Below are 18,364 nucleotides of genomic sequence, written 5' to 3'. Positions count from 1 at the left end.
GCGCTAGGGACCGCGGCCATGACAGATGCAGCGAACGCCCCCCGCCCCAAGGACTGGATCATGGCGATCGCGCCTTATGTGCCGGGGCGGTCGAGCGCCGGTGACGGGCGCAGGATCGTCAAGCTGTCGTCCAACGAAAACCCGCTCGGCACCGGCGGCGCCGCCCGCGCCGCCTTTGCCGCCCACGCCGATGGGCTCAGCCGCTACCCCGACGCGGGCGCCACCCTGCTGCGCGAGGCGATCGCGGCGAAATACGGGCTCGACCCGGCGCGGGTGATCTATGGCACCGGATCGGACGAAGTGCTGCACTTGGCCGCCGGCGCCTATGCCGGGCCGGGCGACGAAGTGATCTACGTCCGCTACGGCTTCGCGGTTTACGAGATTGCTGCTCGCCGGGTCGGGGCGGAGCCGGTTATCGCGCCGGACCGCGACTATGCGACCGATGTCGACGCCATCCTGGCGGCGGTGACGCCACGGACCCGCGTCGTGTTTGTCGCCAACCCCAACAACCCGACGGGAACCTTCACGGCGCGGGCGGAGATCGCGCGGCTGCATGCCGGGCTGCCGGCCGACGTGATGCTGGTCGTCGATCAAGCCTATGCCGAATATCTGGACGCCGAGGACGATGACGGCGCGATGGCGCTGGCGGCGACCGCGCCTAACGTCATTGTCACCCGCACCTTTTCCAAGATTCACGGGCTGGCGGCGGAGCGGATCGGCTGGGGCTACGGACCGGCTGAAGCCGTGCAGGCGATGCACCGGATTCGCGCCCCGTTCGACATCACCAGCGCCGGGCAGGCGGCGGCGATCGCCGCGCTTGGCGACGACGCCTTCGTCGCCGAAAGCCGGGCCCACAACGCCCGTTGGCGCCAGTGGCTGGCCGACGAGATCGGCGCGCTTGGCAACCACGGGATCAGCGTGGTGCCGTCGAAGGCGAATTTCCTGCTGCTGCTGTTCGCCGGCACGCTGAGCGCCGAGCAGGCGTATAAGGGGTTGATGGACGCAGGCTACATCACCCGCTGGCTGCCGGGGCAGCAACTGGGCCACGGGCTGCGCATCACCGTCGGGACCGAGGAGGAGACGCGCGGCGTCGCCGCCGCGCTCCGCACGCTGGCCGAAGCGCGCGGCTGATGCTGCCCTTCGCCCGCATCGCGATCCTCGGCCTTGGTCTGATCGGCTCGTCGCTGGCCCGCGCGGTGGGCGAGGCGATGCCAACCGCGCGCATTACCGGCCATGACAGCGACCCGGCGGTCCGCGACACAGTGCGGCGACTCGGTCTGTGCGACGACGTGACCGACACCCCCGGCGCGGCGGTGACCGATGCCGACTGCGTCATCCTGTGCGTGCCGGTCGGCGCGATGGCGGACCTGGCCGCCGCGATTGCCGACGACCTGCCCGACAATGCCGTGGTCAGCGATGTCGGGTCGTCGAAGGCCGGTGTCGCGGCGGCGTTGCGCGCGGCACTGCCCGGCCGCGCCATCGTGCCGGCGCACCCGGTGGCGGGAACCGAGCGCAGCGGACCGGAAGCCGGCTTCGCGAGCCTGTTCCGTGGCCGCTGGTGCATTCTTACCCCGGCCGAGGATGCCGATCCGGCGGCGGTCGCGCGGGTCGAGGCGTTCTGGCGAGCGCTGGGCGCCGAGGTCGAGACGATGGCGGCCGACCATCATGATCTGGTTCTGGCGATCACCAGCCATCTGCCGCACCTGATCGCCTACAGCATCGTCGGGACCGCGTCCGATCTGGAGGCGGTAACCCGGTCGGAAGTCATCAAATATTCGGCCGGCGGCTTTCGCGACTTCACCCGCATCGCGGCGTCCGACCCGACCATGTGGCGTGACGTGTTCCTTGCCAACAAGGACGCGGTGCTGGAAATGCTCCAGCGCTTCACCGAAGATCTGACCGCCCTGCAGCGCGCGATACGCTGGGACGACGGCGACGCGCTGTTCGACCTGTTCACCCGCACCCGCGCGATCCGGCGCAGCATCATCGAACAGGGGCAGGATGATGAGCGCCCCGATTTCGGCCGCAGTCACGCCTGAACGATAGTGGGGGTCAGGCCCCGGCTTCCGGCCTCGCCCGGCCGGTACGGACGATCAGCGGTTCCGGGAAGTCGAGTGTGAAGGCGGCGCCGCCTTCCGGGCGGCTGGTGGCGGTCGCGGCGACCTCCATCGCGTCGGCGAAGCCCTTGACGATGGCGAGGGCAAGGCCGCTGCTGCCTTGCCGCGCCGCGTCCTGCCCGAACGGACCGAACACCGTGTTGCCGTCACCGTCGGGTAGTGTCGGGCCGTCATCGAGCACGGTCAGGCTCAACCCGCCCTGCCGGCGCGCGCCTTCCACCCGAATGCGCCCGGCGCCGTGCTGCGCCGACTCGGCGAGCAGGTTGACCAGAATGTGGTGGAGCAGCCGCGGATCGGCCATCACCGGCGGCAAAGACGGCGGCACCGCCAGTTCGACCCGCCCGTCGGCAAGGCTGCCCCGCAGCGCCTGCACCGCACCCGCCACCGCTTCACTCAGGTCGACCGGTTCCGGCGTGGCGGTCAGCGCGCCACCGTCGAGCCGGGCCATGTCGAACAGATCGTCGAGGAAGCGGCCGAGCCGGCCGATCACCCGCACCAGCGTTGTCACCCCCGGCGATTTGGGGTGGGCGCCGTTCAGTTCGGCGACCGCCTTGCGCGCGGTGTCGAGCGGTGCGCGCAGGTCCTGCCCGATCGAGGAGAGCAAGGCGGTCCGCAACCGGTCGCGCGCCTTCAGCAGGCCGAGTTGACGCATCTCGTCCTCTAGCGCGATGCGTTCATGCGCCAGCGCCGCCTGCCCGACCAGCGTCGATAGCAGCACGGTGCGGTCGGACGGTACCGGATCGTCGCCGTCGTCGCGGGCAATGCCCAGCACCGCGAGCACGCCGAGCGATGTCTTCAGCGGGTGGAACTGCCAATCCGCCGCGGTCAGCGTCGCCGTCCCGCGCCCGGCCGGCTCGCCGCGCTTGAACGCCCAGTCGGCGGCGGCGACGTCGACCGGTCCGATCCGTTCGATCGGCGGGTTGGACCGCAGGATGCGGACGCCGTCTTCCCCCCGGACCAGTACCACCGCGTTGACGGCAAGCAGGTGGGAGACCTCCGCGCAAATCGCCGCCGCGGTCGAGCCGGCGTCCGACACCCGTGCCAATGTTTGCGCGAAGCCGGCGATCGCCGCGTTTTCGCGCGCGCTGCGCACGCCGAGCGCGGCGCGGGAGCGCAATTGCCCGGTCAGCTTGCTGGCGAAGGTGGCGACGGCGAGCAGGATGACGACGGTGAACAAGCCTTCCGGATCGCCGACGGTGAAGGTGTAGTGCGGCGACAGGAAGAAGAAATTATAGGCGAGCGCGCAGGCTACGCTGGTGATCAGGCCGACGCGCAGCCCATAGAGCGCGGCGACCCCGATCGTCGGCACCAGATAGACGAGGTCGATGCCGCCGCTGCCGATCAGCGGTTCCGCCAGCGCGGCCGCGCCGGTGGCGACCGCCACCAGCAGCAGGATCAGCGCATAGGTCGCGGGTGAGCCGGGGCGCTGCGGTGTACGTCGCCCGCGCAGGCGATGGGCGGCCTCGCCGGTGCGAGCGGCGGGGATGACGTGGATCGCCAGCCCCTCGCTGTGGCGCAGCAGCCGGTCGACGACCGAGCCATGGCGTAGTTCGAACCACCAGCTGCGCTGCGACTTGCCGATGACCAGCTGGGTTGCGCGCATGCCCTCGATCTGGGCGACCAGCCCGGCGACGACGTTTTCCGCCGGCACGGTGACCAGCGTCGCGCCGAGCGTGCCGGCGAGGCGGAACGCGGCGGCCAGACGGGCGCGCTCATCGGCGGTGAAGCCTTCGGCGCGCGGTGTTTCGACGAAGACGGCGGTCCACGGCGCGCGCAGTGCGTCGGCCAGCCGCTTGGCGGTGCGGATCAGCATGTCGGCGCCTGGCAACTCGCTGATCGCGACGAGTACGCGCTCACCCCCGGCGAAGGACGCCGCCGGTGCGGCACCGTCCAGATCCTCCAGCATCTGGTTGTCGACCCGCATCGCGGCGCGGCGCAGTGCCAGTTCGCGCAGCGCCGAGAGAATCGGCCGGGAGAAATAATGCTGCGGCGCGCGGGTCGCGTCGTCGGGCACCGCGACCTTGCCTTGCTTCAGCCGCTCGATCAGCTCGTCGGGCGGCAGGTCGACGACCTCGATCTCGGCGGCGTCGAGGATACTGTCGGGCACGGTGTCGCGGACCGGCAGATGGGTGAAGCCGGCGACGACATCGCTGAGGCTTTCGATATGCTGGATGTTGAGGGTGGTGTAGACGTCGATCCCGGCGCCGCGCAGTTCCTCGACATCTTGCCAGCGGCGCGGGTGGCGGCATGCGTCAGGATTGGCGTGGGCGTAGTCGTCGATCAGCACCAGCGCCGGGGCGCGGGCGAGGATTGCGTCTATGTCCATTTCCTCCAGCGTGGCGGCGGCATGGGCGACAACGACGCGCGGGATGCATTCGAAGCGGGCGGCCAGTGCGTCGGTTTCCGGCTGGCCGTGGGTGTCGACGAAGCCGATCACGACGTCGGTCCCGGCCGCGAGTCGCTGGGCGGCACTGCTCAGCATCTCGTAGGTCTTGCCGACACCCGGCGCCGCGCCGAGAAAAATCTTCAGCTTGCCGCGTGGCTCCGGTTCCGGCTCGGCGGCTGGCGCGGTGGGGTTTTCCGCGGAATGGGGCACGTCGGTCACCGTCCCGCAATAGCGTAACCGGGGGGAGCGAGTCGATTTGTGATCGCGGGCGCTGGGTGCGGGCGATATTCCGCCCGTGCGCTTGACGCTGGCGCGCGGCGGCCGCAATGGCCCGGAGATGCGGTATTTTTCGGATAATGCTGCGCCGGTCTGCCCGGCGGTGCTCGACGCGATCGGCCGGGCCAACCGGCTTGATACCGCCTATGACGGCGATGCGCTCAGCCGCTCGCTCGACGCGGCCTTCTCCGACGTGTTCGAAACCCCGGTCAGCGCGCTGTGGGTGTCGACCGGGACCGCCGCCAATGCGCTGGCGCTGGCGGCGCTGTGCCCGCCGCACGGCGGTGTCATCTGCCACCGCGACGCGCATATCCAGAATGACGAGTGCGGCGCGCCGGAATTCTACACTCATGGCGCCAAGCTGCTGCTCGCCGATGGTGACGGCGCCAAGCTTGCGCCGGAGGGGGTGCGCGCGGTCGCCGACGCGATTGTCGACGATGTCCACCGCGTTCAGCCGCGCGCGTTGTCGATCACCAACGCCACCGAATATGGCCGCGCCTACCGCCCTGACGAAGTCGGGGCGCTTGGCGAACTGGCGCGGGCGCGGGGCTGGGGTTTCCACATGGATGGCGCCCGCTTCGCCAATGCCGTCGTCCATAGCGGCGCCAGCCCGGCGGCGCTGACCTGGCGGGCCGGGGTCGACATACTGAGCTTCGGCTTCGTCAAGAACGGCGCGCTGTCGGCGGAGGCGTTGGTCTGTTTCCGGCCGGAGCTTGCAGGATTGATCGCCGCCCGGCGCAAGCGCGGGGGACATCTGTTGTCCAAGGGGCGCTATCTGGCCGCGCAGATCCTGGCGATGCTGAAGGACGATCTGTGGCTGGCCAACGCCCGCGCCGCCAATGCCAGCGCGGCGGCGATCGCGGCGGTGGCGGGTGCGCGGCTGGTCCACCCCGTCGAGGCGAACGAGCTTTTCCTGCGGGTGTCGGCGGACGAGGCGGCGGCGCTGCGCGCGCAGGGTTTCGCGTTTTACGATTGGGAGCCGGGCGTGGTGCGGCTGGTGACGAGCTGGGACCAGGACGTGGCGGCGGTGGCGCCGATCGCCCGCGCGATCGCCGCGCTGTGACGACGGCGGCCGGTATGGCGCGCGCCGCGCGGTGGCGCCCCGGCGTCGTGGTGCCGTTCGTGTTGGTGACGCTGATCTGGGGGTCGACCTGGCTGGTCATCCGCGACCAGCTGGGGGTGGTGCCGTCCAGCTGGTCGGTGACCTATCGTTTCGCGATCGCCGGGGTGGCGATGCTGGGCGTCGCGCTGTGGCGGGGGGAAAGCCTGCGGCTGGCGCCGGGCGATATCGGCTTTGTCATGCTGCTTGGCGTCGGCCAGTTCGCGCTGAACTACAACCTTGTCTACCGGGCGGAGCAGCATGTGACGTCGGGGCTGGTGGCGGTGGTGTTCGCGCTGCTGCTGGTGCCCAATGCGGTGCTGTCCCGGCTGTTCCTGGGGCGGCGGATGGCACGGACCTTCATTATCGGTTCGGCGGTGGCTATCGCCGGCATCGTCGTGTTGTTCGCGCATGAGGCGCGGATGGCGGCCACCGGCAGCGACGCGGTGCTGGAAGGCGTGGCGCTGACGCTGGGCGCGGTGCTGTTCGCGTCTGTCGCCAACGTCATGCAGGCAACGGAGCGGGGGCGGGCGTTGCCGATGACGGTGCTGCTCGGCTGGGCGATGCTGGGCGGCGCGGCGATCGATTCGGTGGTCGCCTATACGACGAGCGGGCCGCCGGTGATCGAGATGCGGGCCGGCTATATCCTAGGGCTGCTCTATCTGGGGGTGATGGCGTCGGCGCTGGCCTTTGCCCTTTACTACCAGCTGATCCGCGACATCGGTCCGGCGGCAGCGGCCTATACCAGCGTGCTGATCCCGGTGATCGCGATGGCGCTGTCGACACTGTTCGAGGGCTATCGCTGGTCGGGGCCGGCGGTGGCGGGCGGGCTGCTGACGCTGGCCGGGCTGATCATCGCGCTGAGCGCGCGCAGCCCGGAGCGGAAGTCCGGGTAGAGCGGGCGCCAGCCGAGCAGGCGCTTCGCCCGGCCGTTGGCGACGCGGCGGCTGGCGGCGTAGAAGGCGCGGGCGGCCGGGGGCAGCGCGGCGGGCGGGACCAGCGGCGGCGGGGCGATGCCGAGCAGGGTTGCGGCGTAGGTTATCACGGCAAACTGGGGCGCCGGATTGTCGTCGGCGAGGTTGTAGGACCCGGCCGGGCCGCCTTCCAACCCCAGCAAAACCGCGGCCACGATGTCGTCGACATGGACACGACTGAAAACATGGCCGGAAAGTTCGACGCGGTAGGCGGTGCCCGCCGCGACCCGGTCGAGCGCCGAGCGGCCGGGGCCGTAGATGCCGGGCAGGCGGAAGACGAAGCTGTCGGGCGAGAGCGCCGCCCAGGCTTGGTCGGCGGCGGCGCGGCCCGGCCGGCGGCCGGGGACGAGCGGCGCGCTTTCGTCGATCCAGCCGCCGCCGCTGTCGCCGTAGACGCCGGTCGACGACAGATAGGCGATGATCCGGCCGCTGGCGGCGAGTGCCGGGCCGTGACGGGCGAGCACCGGATCGGCGCCGTCGTCCCCCGGCGGCACCGACGACAGGATATGAGTCGACCAGGCGACCGCGTCGGCGACGGCGCCGGTGTCGGCGAGGGTCGCCCGATCGACCGCGCGCGTCGCCCAGCCGCGCGCCGCCGCCGCCCGCATCAGCCGTGACGCGGTATAGCCGGGGCCGAAGACGAGCAGCCGGCTCATGCCGCGTCCCGCCGGGTGTTCTTCGCCATCTGCTTTCCTCCCGCAGCGCAACAGGCTAGGCAGGCGGCATGTCTACCACCTTCACCATCGACACCGCCACCAGCCGCGCCACGCCGACCCCGGCGCCGATGAAGCGGCTGAACATTCCCGCCGTGCGCGCCCGCAAGGGCGGCGAACCGCTGGTCATGCTGACCGCCTATACCGTGCGGATGGCGCAACTGCTCGATCCGCATTGCGACCTGCTGCTGGTCGGCGACAGCCTGGGCCAGGTGATTTACGGCCTGCCGTCGACAGTGCCGGTCAGCCTGGAGATGATGTGCGCCCACGGCGCGGCGGTGGTGCGTGGCAGCTATCACGCCGCCGTCGTCGTCGACATGCCGTTCGGCAGCTACGAGGGGTCGAAGAAGCAGGCCTTCGCCAGCGCGGCGCGGATCATGAAGGAAACCGGGGCCGTCGCCGTCAAGCTGGAGGGCGGCGAAGCGATGGCGGAGACGATCGCCTTCCTGTCCGCCCGCGGCATTCCGGTGATGGCCCATGTCGGCCTGACCCCGCAGGCGGTGAATGTGCTGGGCGGTTACGGTGCGCGCGGGCGCAGCGAGGCGGAGGAGAAGAAGCTGATCGGCGACGCGCGGGCGGTCGCCGAGGCCGGCTGCTTCGCGATCGTCGTCGAGGGGGTGATCGAGTCGATCGCCGATGCGATCACCGAAGCGGTCGCCTGCCCGACGATCGGCATCGGCGCGTCGGCTCGTTGCGACGGGCAGGTGCTGGTCACCGAGGATATGCTGGGGCTGTTCGAGCGGACGCCGCGTTTCGTCAAGCGTTACGCGGCGATGGCCGATCTGGTCACCGATGCCGCCGCCACCTATGCCGACGAGGTCAGGGCAAGGCGTTTCCCGACCGCCGACCAGACCTATCGCCGCGCTGCCGCCGGAGCGGCGCCGAAAACCGGCTGACCGCCCGCGGCGCCCAACCGCGATTTGGCGGCTTTTCTCAACATGCGGGCATCGCTAAGGTCCGCGCAGCTTAGCGCCGACGGAGACAGAATTTGGCTTTGACGCCATCCGACAATCAAGCGTTCATCCGCGAAGTCGACGAGGAATTGCGCCGCGACCAGCTGACCCGATTCGGCAAGACCTATGGCATTGCACTGGGTGCCGCGATCCTGATCGGCCTGCTGCTGTTCGGCGGCTACCTCTGGTATCGCAACTACGACGCCGGGCGCGCCGGGATGCAGGGCGACGAACTGGCGACGGCGCTTGCCACGCTGGGTGCCAACAAGGTCGACGAGGCGAAGCCGAAGCTGGAGGAACTCGCCAAGTCCGACCGGCCCGGCTACAGCGCCGCCGCGCGGCTGGCGCTGGCCGACATCGCCTTGCAGAAGGACGATACCAAGGGCGCGGCGGCGCAGTACAAGGCGATTGCCGAGGACAGCGGCATCGGCCAGCCGTTCCGCGACCTGGCGCTGGTCCGCCAGACCGCCGCCGAATATGACGTATTGCCGCCCGACACGGTGATCAGCCGGCTGAAAGGGCTGGCGGTGGCCGGGAATCCGTGGTTCGGCAGCGCCGGCGAGATGGTTGCCGCCGCCTATGTCCGCGCCGGCAAGCCGAAAGAGGCCGGCGAATTGTTCGGCAAGATCGCCGCCGACCCCGGCGTGCCAGCCAGCATCCGTTCACGCGCGGTGCAGGTGGCCGGGGTATTGGGAGTGGATGCCGTCGATGCGGCCAAGGAAAGCGTAGCCAAATGAAGCGTCTGATCGCCACGGCCGTAGCCGCCGCCGCCCTGGCCAGCCTGAGCGGCTGCGGCGTGTTCAAGGGCAGCAACAAGCCCAAGACCCCGGTGCTGGGCAACCGCATTCCGGTGCTGGTGTCCGAGGCCAGCGTCGACGTCGACCCGGCGATCGCCGATGTCGACGTGCAGTTGCCGCCGCCGGCGGAGAATGCCGAATGGGCGCAGCCCGGCGGCAATGCGGCGAAAACGATGGGCCATCTGGCGCTGGCAGCAACGCCGCAGCGCGTCTGGTCGGCGAAGATCAACGCCGGGTCGAACCGCGCGCGGCTGGCCTCGGCCCCGGTGATCGGCGGCGGCCGCGTCTATATCGTCGACACCCGTGCCCGGCTGCGCGCGTTCGACAGCCGGACCGGCAACCTGGTGTGGCAGGCCGATGTCGGCGCGGCCCAGGATGTCGAGGGCGGAGCGAGCTTCTGGTCCGGCGAGATGAAGGGGACGAGCGGCGTTGTCTTCGGCGGCGGCGTCAGCATTGACGGCCAGAACCTCTATGCGACGAACGGGCTGGGCGACGTCGTTGCGTTCAACGCCGCCGACGGCAAGGTGCTGTGGAAGAAGCGGCCGGGCAGCCCGTTGCGCGGCGCGCCGACGATCGCGCTCGGCAATGTCTATGTGATGTCGCAGGACAACCAGCTTTATGCGTTGCGCGCCAGCGACGGCAATCTGGAGTGGACGACGAGCGGCACGATCGAGACCGCCGGCATTTTCGGCGTCGCCGCCCCGGCGGTGGCGCAGGGCACCGTGGTTACCGGCTTTTCGTCCGGCGAGCTGAACGCCTATCGCTACGAGAACGGCCGCCCGGTGTGGCAGGACGCGCTGTCCAAGACCAGTATTTCGACCCAGGTCGGCATTATCAACGATGTCGATGCCGACCCGGTGATCGACCAGGGCCGGGTATTCGCGATCGGCCAGGGCGGGCGGATGGTTTCGCTCGAACTGGTGACCGGCCAGCGTTTGTGGGAAATCAATGTCGCCGGCCTGTCGACGCCGTGGGTTGCCGGCGAATGGGTGTATGCGGTCGCCGATGACGGCCGGCTGCTATGCATTGCGCGCGCGACCGGCAAGGTGCGCTGGGTGACCCAGCTGCCGCGCTGGGAGAAGGAAAAGAAGAAGAAGGGCCAGATCGCCTGGTCCGGCCCGGTTCTGGCCGGCGGGCAGCTGGTGCTGGTCAGCACGCGCGGCCAGATCGCCTATGTGTCCGCGACGACCGGGGCGGTGACGGCGACGGTCAAGTACAAGACGCCGATCTTCCTGCCACCGGTGGTGGCGGAAAAGACGCTGTATACCGTCGACGAGAAGGGGCGCCTGACCGCCTGGCGGTGAAGCGGCGGCGATACCCGCAAGAGGCCGGTTTTCACCGGCATGACGGGGCGGGCACGACCGCCCTTGTCCTTCGCGTTCGACAAGCGGCACCGATAGCGGCTAGGGCGCGGAGACCATGCCCCGCCCCCTGCACCACGCCCTGCCCGTCATCGCCATCATCGGCCGGCCCAATGTCGGCAAGTCGACGCTGTTCAACCGGCTGGTCGGCAAGAAGCTGGCGCTGGTCGACGACCGGCCGGGGGTGACCCGCGACCGGCGCGAGGGCGATGCCGACCTGCTCGGCTGCCCGTTCCGGATCATCGACACCGCCGGTTTCGAGGAGGACGACCCGCAGAGCCTGCCGGGGCGGATGCGGGCGCAGACCACCGCCGCGCTGGCCGAGGCCGACGCCGCGCTGTTGATGATCGACGCGCGCGCCGGGGTGTTGCCGCTCGACGCGGAGATCGCCCGCTGGTTGCGTGCCGGCGACACGCCGGTGGTGCTGGTCGCCAACAAGGCGGAAGGGCGCGCCGGCGAACAGGGGGTGCTGGAGGCGCTGGCGCTTGGCTTTGGCGACCCGGTGCAGATTTCCGCCGAGCATGGCGAGGGGCTGGCCGACCTGTTCGAGGGGTTGCGGCCGTTCATCGAGCGCGACGAGGAGAACGCCGAAGGCGAAAACGAGGTCGGGGACGACGGGGCGGAAGAGGCGATGGGGCCGCTGAAGCTGGCGATCGTCGGGCGCCCCAATGCCGGCAAGTCGACGCTGATCAACAAGATGCTGGGCGAGGAGCGGATGATTACCGGGCCGGAGGCCGGGATCACCCGCGATTCGATCGCGATCGACTGGGCGTGGCGCGACCGGCCGGTGCGGTTGATCGACACCGCCGGGATGCGCAAGCGCGCGCTGGTCAAGGACAAGCTGGAGAAGCTGTCGGTTGCCGACGCGCTCCATGCCGTCGACTTCGCCGAGGTCGTCGTGCTGCTGCTCGACGCGACGCGCGGGCTGGAGGCGCAGGACCTGCGGATCGCCGACGCGGTGCTTCAGGAGGGGCGGGCGCTGATCGTCGCGCTCAACAAATGGGACGTGGCGGAGGAGCCGAGCGCGCTGTTCAACGGCGTGCGCGCCGCGCTCGACGACGGGCTGGCGCAGGTCAGGGGTCTGCCGGTGCTGACCGTGTCGGCGGTGACCGGCAAGGGCATCGACCAGTTGCTGGAAGCGGCGTTCGCGGCGCGCGATGCCTGGTCGAAGCGGGTGTCGACCGGCCAGCTCAACCGCTGGTTCGAACGGGCGATCGAGCAGAACCCGCCGCCGGCGCCGGGCGGCAAGCGGATCAAGCTGCGCTACCTGACCCAGGCGAAGACGCGGCCGCCGGGCTTCGTGCTGTTCGGCACGCGGGTGGACCAGTTGCCGGAAAGCTACCGCCGCTACCTGATGAACGGCATCCGCCGCGACCTCGGCTTTGGCGCGGTGCCGGTGCGGCTGACCCTGCGCGCGCCGAAGAACCCGTTCGGCGGCAAATGATCGACGCGCGCGGCATGCATTGCCCGTGGCCGGCGCTGATGCTGGCCAAGGCGATGCGCGGCGCGACGGAGGCGGTGATCGTCGCCGACGACCCCACCGCCCCGCGCGAAATTGCCGCGCTGGCCGCCGAACGCGGCTGGGCGGTGACGGCGGAGGAGACGCCGATCGGCGCCGGCACGCGGGTGCGGCGAAGCGAGGCCTGAAATTCGCCGGGCGAGGCCGCGCATCAACCGGCCTTTTACCATTCCCCCCTATGGCTGGATGCGGGGCCGCCAGGGAAGGATGCGGGCGACAGTGTCCGGACAGGAAAGCAGTTTGATCGATTGGGCGATGTTCCAGCAGGTGCGAGCCGAGCTGGGCGCCGATTTCGTGCGGATTCTCGGCTATTTTCGGGAAGATGGCGCCAAGGCGCTCGCCCAGATCGAGGAGGCGTTGCGCGCCGGCAACGCCGCGGCGCTGGTCGTCCCCGCCCATACGCTGAAGGGCGAGGCGCGGCAGTTCGGCGCCGGGCAGGTCGCCGACAGCGCCGAGACGATCGAGATGGTCGCCCGGCGCTGTGTCGAGATGCACCAGGCCCCGGACGAGCTGATCGCGGAAGCGGTGCGGCTGAAGCCGTTATTCGCCGAAACGCTGGCCCAGTTCGATCGCGAAACCAACCCGCTGGTCGAACGCCGCCCCGCCTTCGGGCGCAAGGCGCAGGCGCTGGCCGAGGGGATGGGGCGGGGCTGAAGCCGCCCCGCCGCCGTCGGTCAGTCGTCTTCCGGCTTCGACTGGAGCTGGATGTAGTTCTGCAACCCCATCTGGCGGATCATGTCGAACTGGCGTTCCAGCGTGTCGACATGTTCTTCCTCATTGGCGAGAATGTCTTCCAGCAATTCGCGGGTGATATAGTCGCGCACGCTTTCGCAGTGGGCGATGCCGTCGCGCAGCAGCGGAATCGCCTCATTTTCCAGCGCGAGGTCGGCCTTCAGAATTTCCTCGACCGATTCGCCGATGCGCAGCCGGCCGAGCATCTGGAAATTCGGCAGCCCGTCGAGGAACAGGATGCGCTCCGCCAGCTTGTCGGCGTGCTTCATCTCGTCGATCGACTCGCCATATTCGAACTTGGCGAGGCGCTTCACGCCCCAGTGGTCGAGCAGGCGGTAGTGCAGGAAATACTGGTTGATCGCCGTCAGCTCATTCTTGAGCGCGTCGTTCAGATACTCGATGACCTTGGCGTCACCCTGCATGACATTCTCCTTCCGCAGGCGCGCATCATAGCCGCGCCGGGCGGAAGAATCACTCGAAAAAACCGCGGAAATCCGCGGTTTGTTCAGTTGAGAGCGTTATGCAGTAGCCCGTTCTTCAGTGATAATCTCTCGCGCGAACGGGACACACTGGCCGCAACGGGGCCGGCGGCCGAGGCTGGCATAGGCGGAAAGCGGGTCGCCACAGCCCTGACGGGCGGCCTCTCGCACGTCCTTTTCCCGTATTGCGTTGCAAACGCAGACGACCATTGGTTTCGCCCTCTCTCTCGCAATTGGAATACGGCTATTGCGAATAGATTGCAAGAGATCAGTTGTGGCGGAAGCGTTGCAGCCGGCCGCGCGCGAGCGAACGCCACAGCCATTCGAGCGGCCCATAGGCGAATCGGTCGAGCCAGGGTTTCGACCAGAGCAGGATCAGCAGCCACACGCCGGCGACGACGCCGTAGCACTGCCAGCGTTCCAGCCAGCCGTACCAGCCAAGGCCGTAGCCGTAGAAGAACAGGGTGCAGACCAGGCTGGTGCCGATGTAATTGGAAAACGCCATGCGCCCGGCCGCCGTCAGCCGCTCCGCCAGCCAGCGGGCGCGGCCGGACTGCACGAACAGGATGACGAGTGCCGCGTCGGCGACGGTCAGCAGCGGGCGCAGCAGGGTCAGGTGCAGCGCCTCCGTCATCAGCAGGGTGACCGGTGAGAAGGCGGTGCCGGTGATCCAGACGACCAGCGGCAGATAGAGCGGTATGCAGATAAGGTAGCCGGCGAGCGCGACTTGCCGGTAGCGCCGCCTGGCCCACGTGCCGCTGAAGAAGCCGGTGCGGAACAGCGCCATGCCGAGCGCGAGCAGCGCCAGCGTGTCCGGGACGGCCAGCGGCAGGATACGTTGCTGATAGTCGCGCGCGGTGTCGCCGCGCGCCGCCTGCACGCTGGCCCAGCCGCCGCGATAGGCGGCGAGGTCTTCGGCGGCGGTGGCGGGCGGTGGTGCCATCGAATCGCGGTAGGCCTGCCAGCGCGCCCGCAGGGCCGGGTCGGCCGCCGGGGCGGTGGCCGCCGCCTCGTAGCGCGCGGCGGCGTCGTACTGGAGAGCGCCGACCGCGAGCTTCGCGGCAAACAGCGCGACGGCGATGGCGAACAGCGTGCGCGCGGGCAGCCGCCAGGCGAGAAAAGCGACGGCGCCGCACAGCGCGTAGAGCACCAGGATGTCGCCGGCCCAGACCAGCCAGGCGTGGAGCATGCCGATCACCAGCAGCCAGCCCATCCGCGCATAATGCACCCGCGCCGGGTGTTCCCCGCCGGCCAGCGCCCGATCGGCGACCAGCAGCATGCTGGCGCCGAACAGCATGGTGAACAGGCCGCGCATCTTGCCGTCGGCGAGAATGTAGGCGCCCGCCCAGGCGAAGAAGTTCGCGCCGGTCGCGCCGCCGTAATACTGCGGGTCGACATAGGCGTAGCCGGGCATCGCGAAGGCGATGATGTTGAGCAACAATATGCCCATCACCGCCGCGCCGCGCACGGCGTCGACGGTGGCGAGGCGCGGCGAGGCGCCCGCCGGGCTGGCGGTCGCGATCAGGCCCGCGCCGATCGTGGTACGGGCGGGGCGTGAAACGCGGGCTGGGCGCAACGCCGATGGCCGGCGAATATGTTGGCGGCGAAGACGGGTTTCAGCATGGCGGCCCTCCTTACGGGCAGCGGGGCGAAGCGTCGGATTTCGACGCGCCTACATCGCGAACCGGGTGTTGGATTGCAATCCGCCGGAAGGGGGCGAACGCAGGGGCCGCGTTCTGCGTAGCCGCCGCGAGCGGTGGATGACGGCGTCACCGCCGGCCTCTGCATGGCCATGTTATGGCAGCGGCGCGTTCCATTCGGCGTGATGTGCGCTCATCGCCACGGCAGCCGTATCCTGGCGCCCGGACGTGTCGACCGACAGACCGGGCAGAGCCTTGCGGCGACTGACCGGGCGGCGCCGCCGGGCGCGCAGCAGTAGCCATGGGACTGTGTCCGTTTCGAACATCTCCCGCTGTTTGCGGTCATAATAGGGCGGCCGGTGGTCGCCGACGATCAGTATGTCGGCTTCCGGGAAATCGGCGGCGGTGATTTCGCGCGCGAGGCCGGCGAACACCTCATGCCATAGCTTGAACATGCGGCAGACCATAGGTCTGTTGGCGGACAAGTCCTTGCCCAGCGCGGTGCAACGCGCGGTGTGCAGCGCCGCCAGGCTTGGCACGGGGAAATGGGAGTTCAGGGTCAGCCAATAGATGAATTGCGACTGGGGCGCGGTTTTGAGGCGGCGGGCGATCAGCGCGGGTATGTCGCGGTCGCAGGCGCCAGGGAACAGCCCCGGACAGGGGGTGACGCCGGATTGCAGCAGCGCGTCCCGGAACAGCATGTGCTGGAAGCCCACCTTTGGATACCAGCGGGCGCGATCGAAAAAGCCGGCATCGAAACTGTGTATGGCGGTTGTCTGGTAGTGCTGTCTGGCAAGCCGAAACGGCAGGCAGGTCGAATCAGCCTTTTCGAGTAGCGGATCATACCTGCCCCACCGGCCGCAAAGCTCCCGGATCTCGGCGTTGGTCGTCGATCCGTAAAAAAGGCTTGTGCCCTGTGTGACCAGATAGCGGGCGGCGACGGCATCCGCCTGCAGCGGTGCAAAAAGTCGCGTCGTCAGCATATGATCGCGCGGGGCGCCCATGGCTTCGACGGCGATCAGGATGAGGTGGCGGCCCTCACCCGTGTGAGCGAGAAAGCCGCTTTGCCGCACGCCCGACTGAAAAGCGGCGTTGTCCGGCGCGTCTCGCTTATAGCTGCCTTTGTTCTGGCTCACGACGAGGAAGTCGACCGCGGCGAGCAACAATGTCGCGGCCGCCGCGATCAGCAGCGAGCGCGTCGCAATGAAGGCCATGCTGTTCCGCGCTGCCAGCGCGCCGGCGAGCAGTGTGGCGACGACCACGGCGAATACCCCGATATAGACGGGCGCCTCAGACGGGCGGAGTTCGGTGAGGAACCGGGCGGACGTGGCCAGTTCGACCGGTGAAAGATTGAAAAGGCGGGAGATGAATTGGAGTATTGAGTAAACCATGGTTGCCGCGAAAGCGAAGGCGATAACCAGGGGTTTCGCTCGTCTGACCGTGAGGCCGATCAGCCCTGTCGCAATGATTTCGGGATAGCGCGGCGGGCTGCCAATCATCCAGAGCAGGGCAAGGGCGGCGTTGGGGAGTGCGATCCACAGGATCAGCCATGCCCCAAGGCGGGCATTCTCCATGCCGGCGCCGCCAATCACCTGAAAATCAGTTGATTTTCCGGCCGGCGCTGCATTATCCGGCTGGTTCGCCATATCTCCCGCTGCCCCTCGCGTCCGTTTGACTGACGCACCCGATTCGGTATGGAATTTGGCGAGTCGCCGATTTAAATATCTGATAAAATACGATTAAATTTATATCAACCGTGTTGTGGCCGGACGCGCGCCTTGGAGCCTTCCGATACGAGTCCGGGTGTGGTGCCGGCGCACGGGGCGTGCGCGCCGGGCACGCTATGCTGGACGCGTGATTGCAGGTGCCGTGTCGGCTTTTATCGGATCGGGCGGATCAGGTTGCCGAGAGGGCGTTCTGGAGGTCCAGGCCGCTCGGTTCCTGGAACAGGCGCAGGCCGAATTCGGGGAGGATCGCCAGCAGGTGATCGAAGATGTCCGCCTGGATCGATTCATAGGCGGCCCAGGCGGTGGTGTTGGTGAAGCAGTAGATTTCGAGCGGCAGGCCCTGCGGCGTCGGCTGGAGCTGGCGGACGAGCTGGGTCATGTCCTGCGCGATGCGGCCATGCGCCTGGAGATAGGCGATCACATAGGCGCGGAAGGTGCCGATGTTGGTGATCCGCCGGCTGTTGACCGGATCGCGCCCGTCGGTGGCGAGGCGGGCGTTCCATGCATCCAGTTCCGTCTGCTTGCTGTCGAGATAGGCGTCGAGCAGCGCGAAACGGCGCAGCGCCGCCTGCTCTTCCGCGTCGAGAAAACGGACACTGTTCTGGTCGAGCAGAAGCGCGCGCTTGACCCGCCGCCCGCCCGATTCCGCCATGCCGCGCCAGTTCTTGTAGCTTTCGGTGATCAGCCGGTGGGTCGGGATCGAGGTGATCGTCTTGTCCCAGTTCTGCACCTTCACCGTGTGCAGCGCGATGTCGATCACGTCTCCGTCGGCGTTGAGCTGCGGCATTTCGATCCAGTCGCCGACGCGCAGCATGTCGTTGGAGGTGAGCTGGACGGAGGCGACCAGCGACAGGATCGTGTCCTTGAACACCAGCATGACCACCGCCGCCATCGCGCCGAGGCCGGAGAGCAGCAGCAGCGGCGACTGGTCCATCAGCGTCGCGACGATCAGAATCGCGGCGGCGACGAACAGCAGGATCTTGACGACCTGGACATAGCCCTTGATCGGCCGGCTCGCCGCGTCCGGCCGGCGCTGATAGAGCTGGTTGACCAGATCGAGCGCGGCGCTGATCGCCAGAACGATGGTCAGGATGACGAACACGCTGACGCCGTTGCGGACGAGGCCGGCAACGCCGGCGTGGAGGTGTGGCACTGCGTCTATGCCGCGCGCAATGATGACCGCGGGGACGATGTTGGCCAGCCGCGCGACGATGGGCGCCGGGGTCGGCCCGTCCGCCGGCAGGAAGCGCAGCGCGAGACGCAGGACAACCTTCTTGACGACCAGGTTGGCGAGGAAGCCGACCGTGGCGAGCACGGCAAGGCCGACGAGCGTTTCCGCCCAGGGCGGCGTGTCGGCAAGGAAGGGCAGGGCGAAGGCGGTGGGGGCAAGGCCGGTCATGACAAAGTTCATCGACGGCGCCCATGCACCAGGGCGCGTCCTCTAACTCCTCTCGGTCGTGATTGCGGTCAGGCGACAGTGCCGTTCGGCGGCCGGCCTGTCAAACGCCGCCGCATGGGCGCAGGCGGCCCGCTTTTGCTTGGTGTAGCGATCGGTTTCGGAATAAGACGGATTATCGAGCGGTGAACAGGA

Annotated in this window: 17 protein-coding genes; 10 read left to right on the top strand and 7 right to left on the bottom strand. The window is 68.8% G+C overall.

Features of this window, described 5'->3' with window-relative positions:
* Positions 1 to 18 precede the first annotated feature (18 nt).
* Both hisC and ACMT1E_RS15210 read left to right on the top strand, forming a co-directional pair.
* Complete coding sequence (gene hisC / locus ACMT1E_RS15215; RefSeq protein WP_414901332.1) at positions 19 to 1,131, top strand: histidinol-phosphate transaminase; 1,113 nt, start codon at positions 19 to 21, stop codon at positions 1,129 to 1,131.
* A complete protein-coding gene (locus tag ACMT1E_RS15210) occupies positions 1,131 to 2,039 on the top strand; it encodes a prephenate/arogenate dehydrogenase family protein (RefSeq protein WP_414901331.1) in 909 nt (302 codons plus the stop codon). Before hisC ends, ACMT1E_RS15210 begins: the two co-directional genes overlap by 1 nt.
* Before the next feature lie 13 nt (positions 2,040 to 2,052).
* Here the strand turns inward: ACMT1E_RS15210 and ACMT1E_RS15205 are convergent, their stop codons facing one another.
* Positions 2,053 to 4,722 carry a DUF4118 domain-containing protein gene (locus tag ACMT1E_RS15205; protein ID WP_414901330.1) on the bottom strand — a complete coding sequence of 890 codons (2,670 nt, stop codon included), beginning with the start codon at positions 4,720 to 4,722 and terminating at the stop codon, positions 2,053 to 2,055.
* Positions 4,723 to 4,840: 118 nt separating this feature from the next.
* Between ACMT1E_RS15205 and ACMT1E_RS15200 the strand changes: the two genes are divergently transcribed.
* Both ACMT1E_RS15200 and ACMT1E_RS15195 read left to right on the top strand, forming a co-directional pair.
* Complete coding sequence (locus ACMT1E_RS15200) at positions 4,841 to 5,842, top strand: threonine aldolase family protein (RefSeq protein ID WP_414901329.1); 1,002 nt, start codon at positions 4,841 to 4,843, stop codon at positions 5,840 to 5,842.
* A 14-nt stretch (positions 5,843 to 5,856) separates the two neighbouring features.
* Positions 5,857 to 6,774, top strand: coding sequence for a DMT family transporter (locus ACMT1E_RS15195; RefSeq protein WP_414901327.1), 918 nt, complete (start codon positions 5,857 to 5,859; stop codon positions 6,772 to 6,774).
* On the opposite strand, the gene ACMT1E_RS15190 is transcribed toward ACMT1E_RS15195, so the two are convergent.
* A complete protein-coding gene (locus ACMT1E_RS15190) occupies positions 6,675 to 7,508 on the bottom strand; it encodes an SDR family NAD(P)-dependent oxidoreductase (protein ID WP_414901326.1) in 834 nt (277 codons plus the stop codon). The two genes, ACMT1E_RS15195 and ACMT1E_RS15190, sit on opposite strands and share 100 nt — an antisense overlap.
* Positions 7,509 to 7,576: 68 nt before the next feature.
* On the opposite strand from ACMT1E_RS15190, the gene panB reads away from it, so the two are divergent.
* The 6 genes from panB to ACMT1E_RS15160 all read left to right on the top strand — a co-directional run bounded on the left by panB (position 7,577) and on the right by ACMT1E_RS15160 (position 12,849).
* The gene (gene panB / locus ACMT1E_RS15185; RefSeq protein ID WP_414901324.1) at positions 7,577 to 8,461 is read left to right on the top strand and encodes a 3-methyl-2-oxobutanoate hydroxymethyltransferase; all 885 of its coding nucleotides are present in this window, start codon (positions 7,577 to 7,579) and stop codon (positions 8,459 to 8,461) included.
* Positions 8,462 to 8,553: 92 nt separating this feature from the next.
* Positions 8,554 to 9,255, top strand: coding sequence for a tetratricopeptide repeat protein (locus ACMT1E_RS15180; protein WP_414901322.1), 702 nt, complete (start codon positions 8,554 to 8,556; stop codon positions 9,253 to 9,255).
* Positions 9,252 to 10,619, top strand: coding sequence for a PQQ-binding-like beta-propeller repeat protein (locus ACMT1E_RS15175; RefSeq protein ID WP_414901320.1), 1,368 nt, complete (start codon positions 9,252 to 9,254; stop codon positions 10,617 to 10,619). Before ACMT1E_RS15180 ends, ACMT1E_RS15175 begins: the two co-directional genes overlap by 4 nt.
* Before the next feature lie 115 nt (positions 10,620 to 10,734).
* Entirely contained in the window at positions 10,735 to 12,120 is a 1,386-nt protein-coding gene (gene der / locus ACMT1E_RS15170) for a ribosome biogenesis GTPase Der (protein WP_414901319.1), read from the top strand.
* Positions 12,117 to 12,323: a sulfurtransferase TusA family protein gene (locus tag ACMT1E_RS15165; RefSeq protein WP_414901318.1), complete on the top strand. Its 207-nt coding sequence runs from the start codon at positions 12,117 to 12,119 to the stop codon at positions 12,321 to 12,323. Before der ends, ACMT1E_RS15165 begins: the two co-directional genes overlap by 4 nt.
* Before the next feature lie 91 nt (positions 12,324 to 12,414).
* Positions 12,415 to 12,849: an Hpt domain-containing protein gene (locus ACMT1E_RS15160; protein ID WP_414901316.1), complete on the top strand. Its 435-nt coding sequence runs from the start codon at positions 12,415 to 12,417 to the stop codon at positions 12,847 to 12,849.
* A 20-nt stretch (positions 12,850 to 12,869) separates the two neighbouring features.
* Here the strand turns inward: ACMT1E_RS15160 and bfr are convergent, their stop codons facing one another.
* From bfr to ACMT1E_RS15135, 5 genes are all read right to left on the bottom strand, one after another.
* A complete protein-coding gene (gene bfr, locus ACMT1E_RS15155) occupies positions 12,870 to 13,349 on the bottom strand; it encodes a bacterioferritin (protein ID WP_414901315.1) in 480 nt (159 codons plus the stop codon).
* A 96-nt stretch (positions 13,350 to 13,445) separates the two neighbouring features.
* Complete coding sequence (locus ACMT1E_RS15150; RefSeq protein ID WP_136163509.1) at positions 13,446 to 13,616, bottom strand: bacterioferritin-associated ferredoxin; 171 nt, start codon at positions 13,614 to 13,616, stop codon at positions 13,446 to 13,448.
* 58 nt (positions 13,617 to 13,674) lie between these two features.
* Positions 13,675 to 14,982, bottom strand: a complete 1,308-nt coding sequence (locus tag ACMT1E_RS15145) for a DUF418 domain-containing protein (protein ID WP_414901313.1) — start codon at positions 14,980 to 14,982, stop codon at positions 13,675 to 13,677.
* Positions 14,983 to 15,201: 219 nt separating this feature from the next.
* Positions 15,202 to 16,692 (bottom strand): sulfatase-like hydrolase/transferase, encoded by a 1,491-nt coding sequence (locus ACMT1E_RS15140; RefSeq protein ID WP_414901311.1) that lies wholly within the window; start codon positions 16,690 to 16,692, stop codon positions 15,202 to 15,204.
* A gap of 250 nt (positions 16,693 to 16,942) precedes the next feature.
* On the bottom strand, positions 16,943 to 18,172 hold the full coding sequence (locus tag ACMT1E_RS15135) for a mechanosensitive ion channel family protein (protein ID WP_414903474.1): 1,230 nt from the start codon (positions 18,170 to 18,172) through the stop codon (positions 16,943 to 16,945).
* Between the last annotated feature and the right edge of the window lie 192 nt (positions 18,173 to 18,364).

This window comes from Sphingomonas flavalba (genome assembly GCF_047553045.1).
In the GTDB taxonomy this organism is placed as follows: domain Bacteria; phylum Pseudomonadota; class Alphaproteobacteria; order Sphingomonadales; family Sphingomonadaceae; genus Sphingomonas_L; species Sphingomonas_L flavalba_A.
This window is presented reverse-complemented; position numbering and strand designations above follow the sequence as displayed.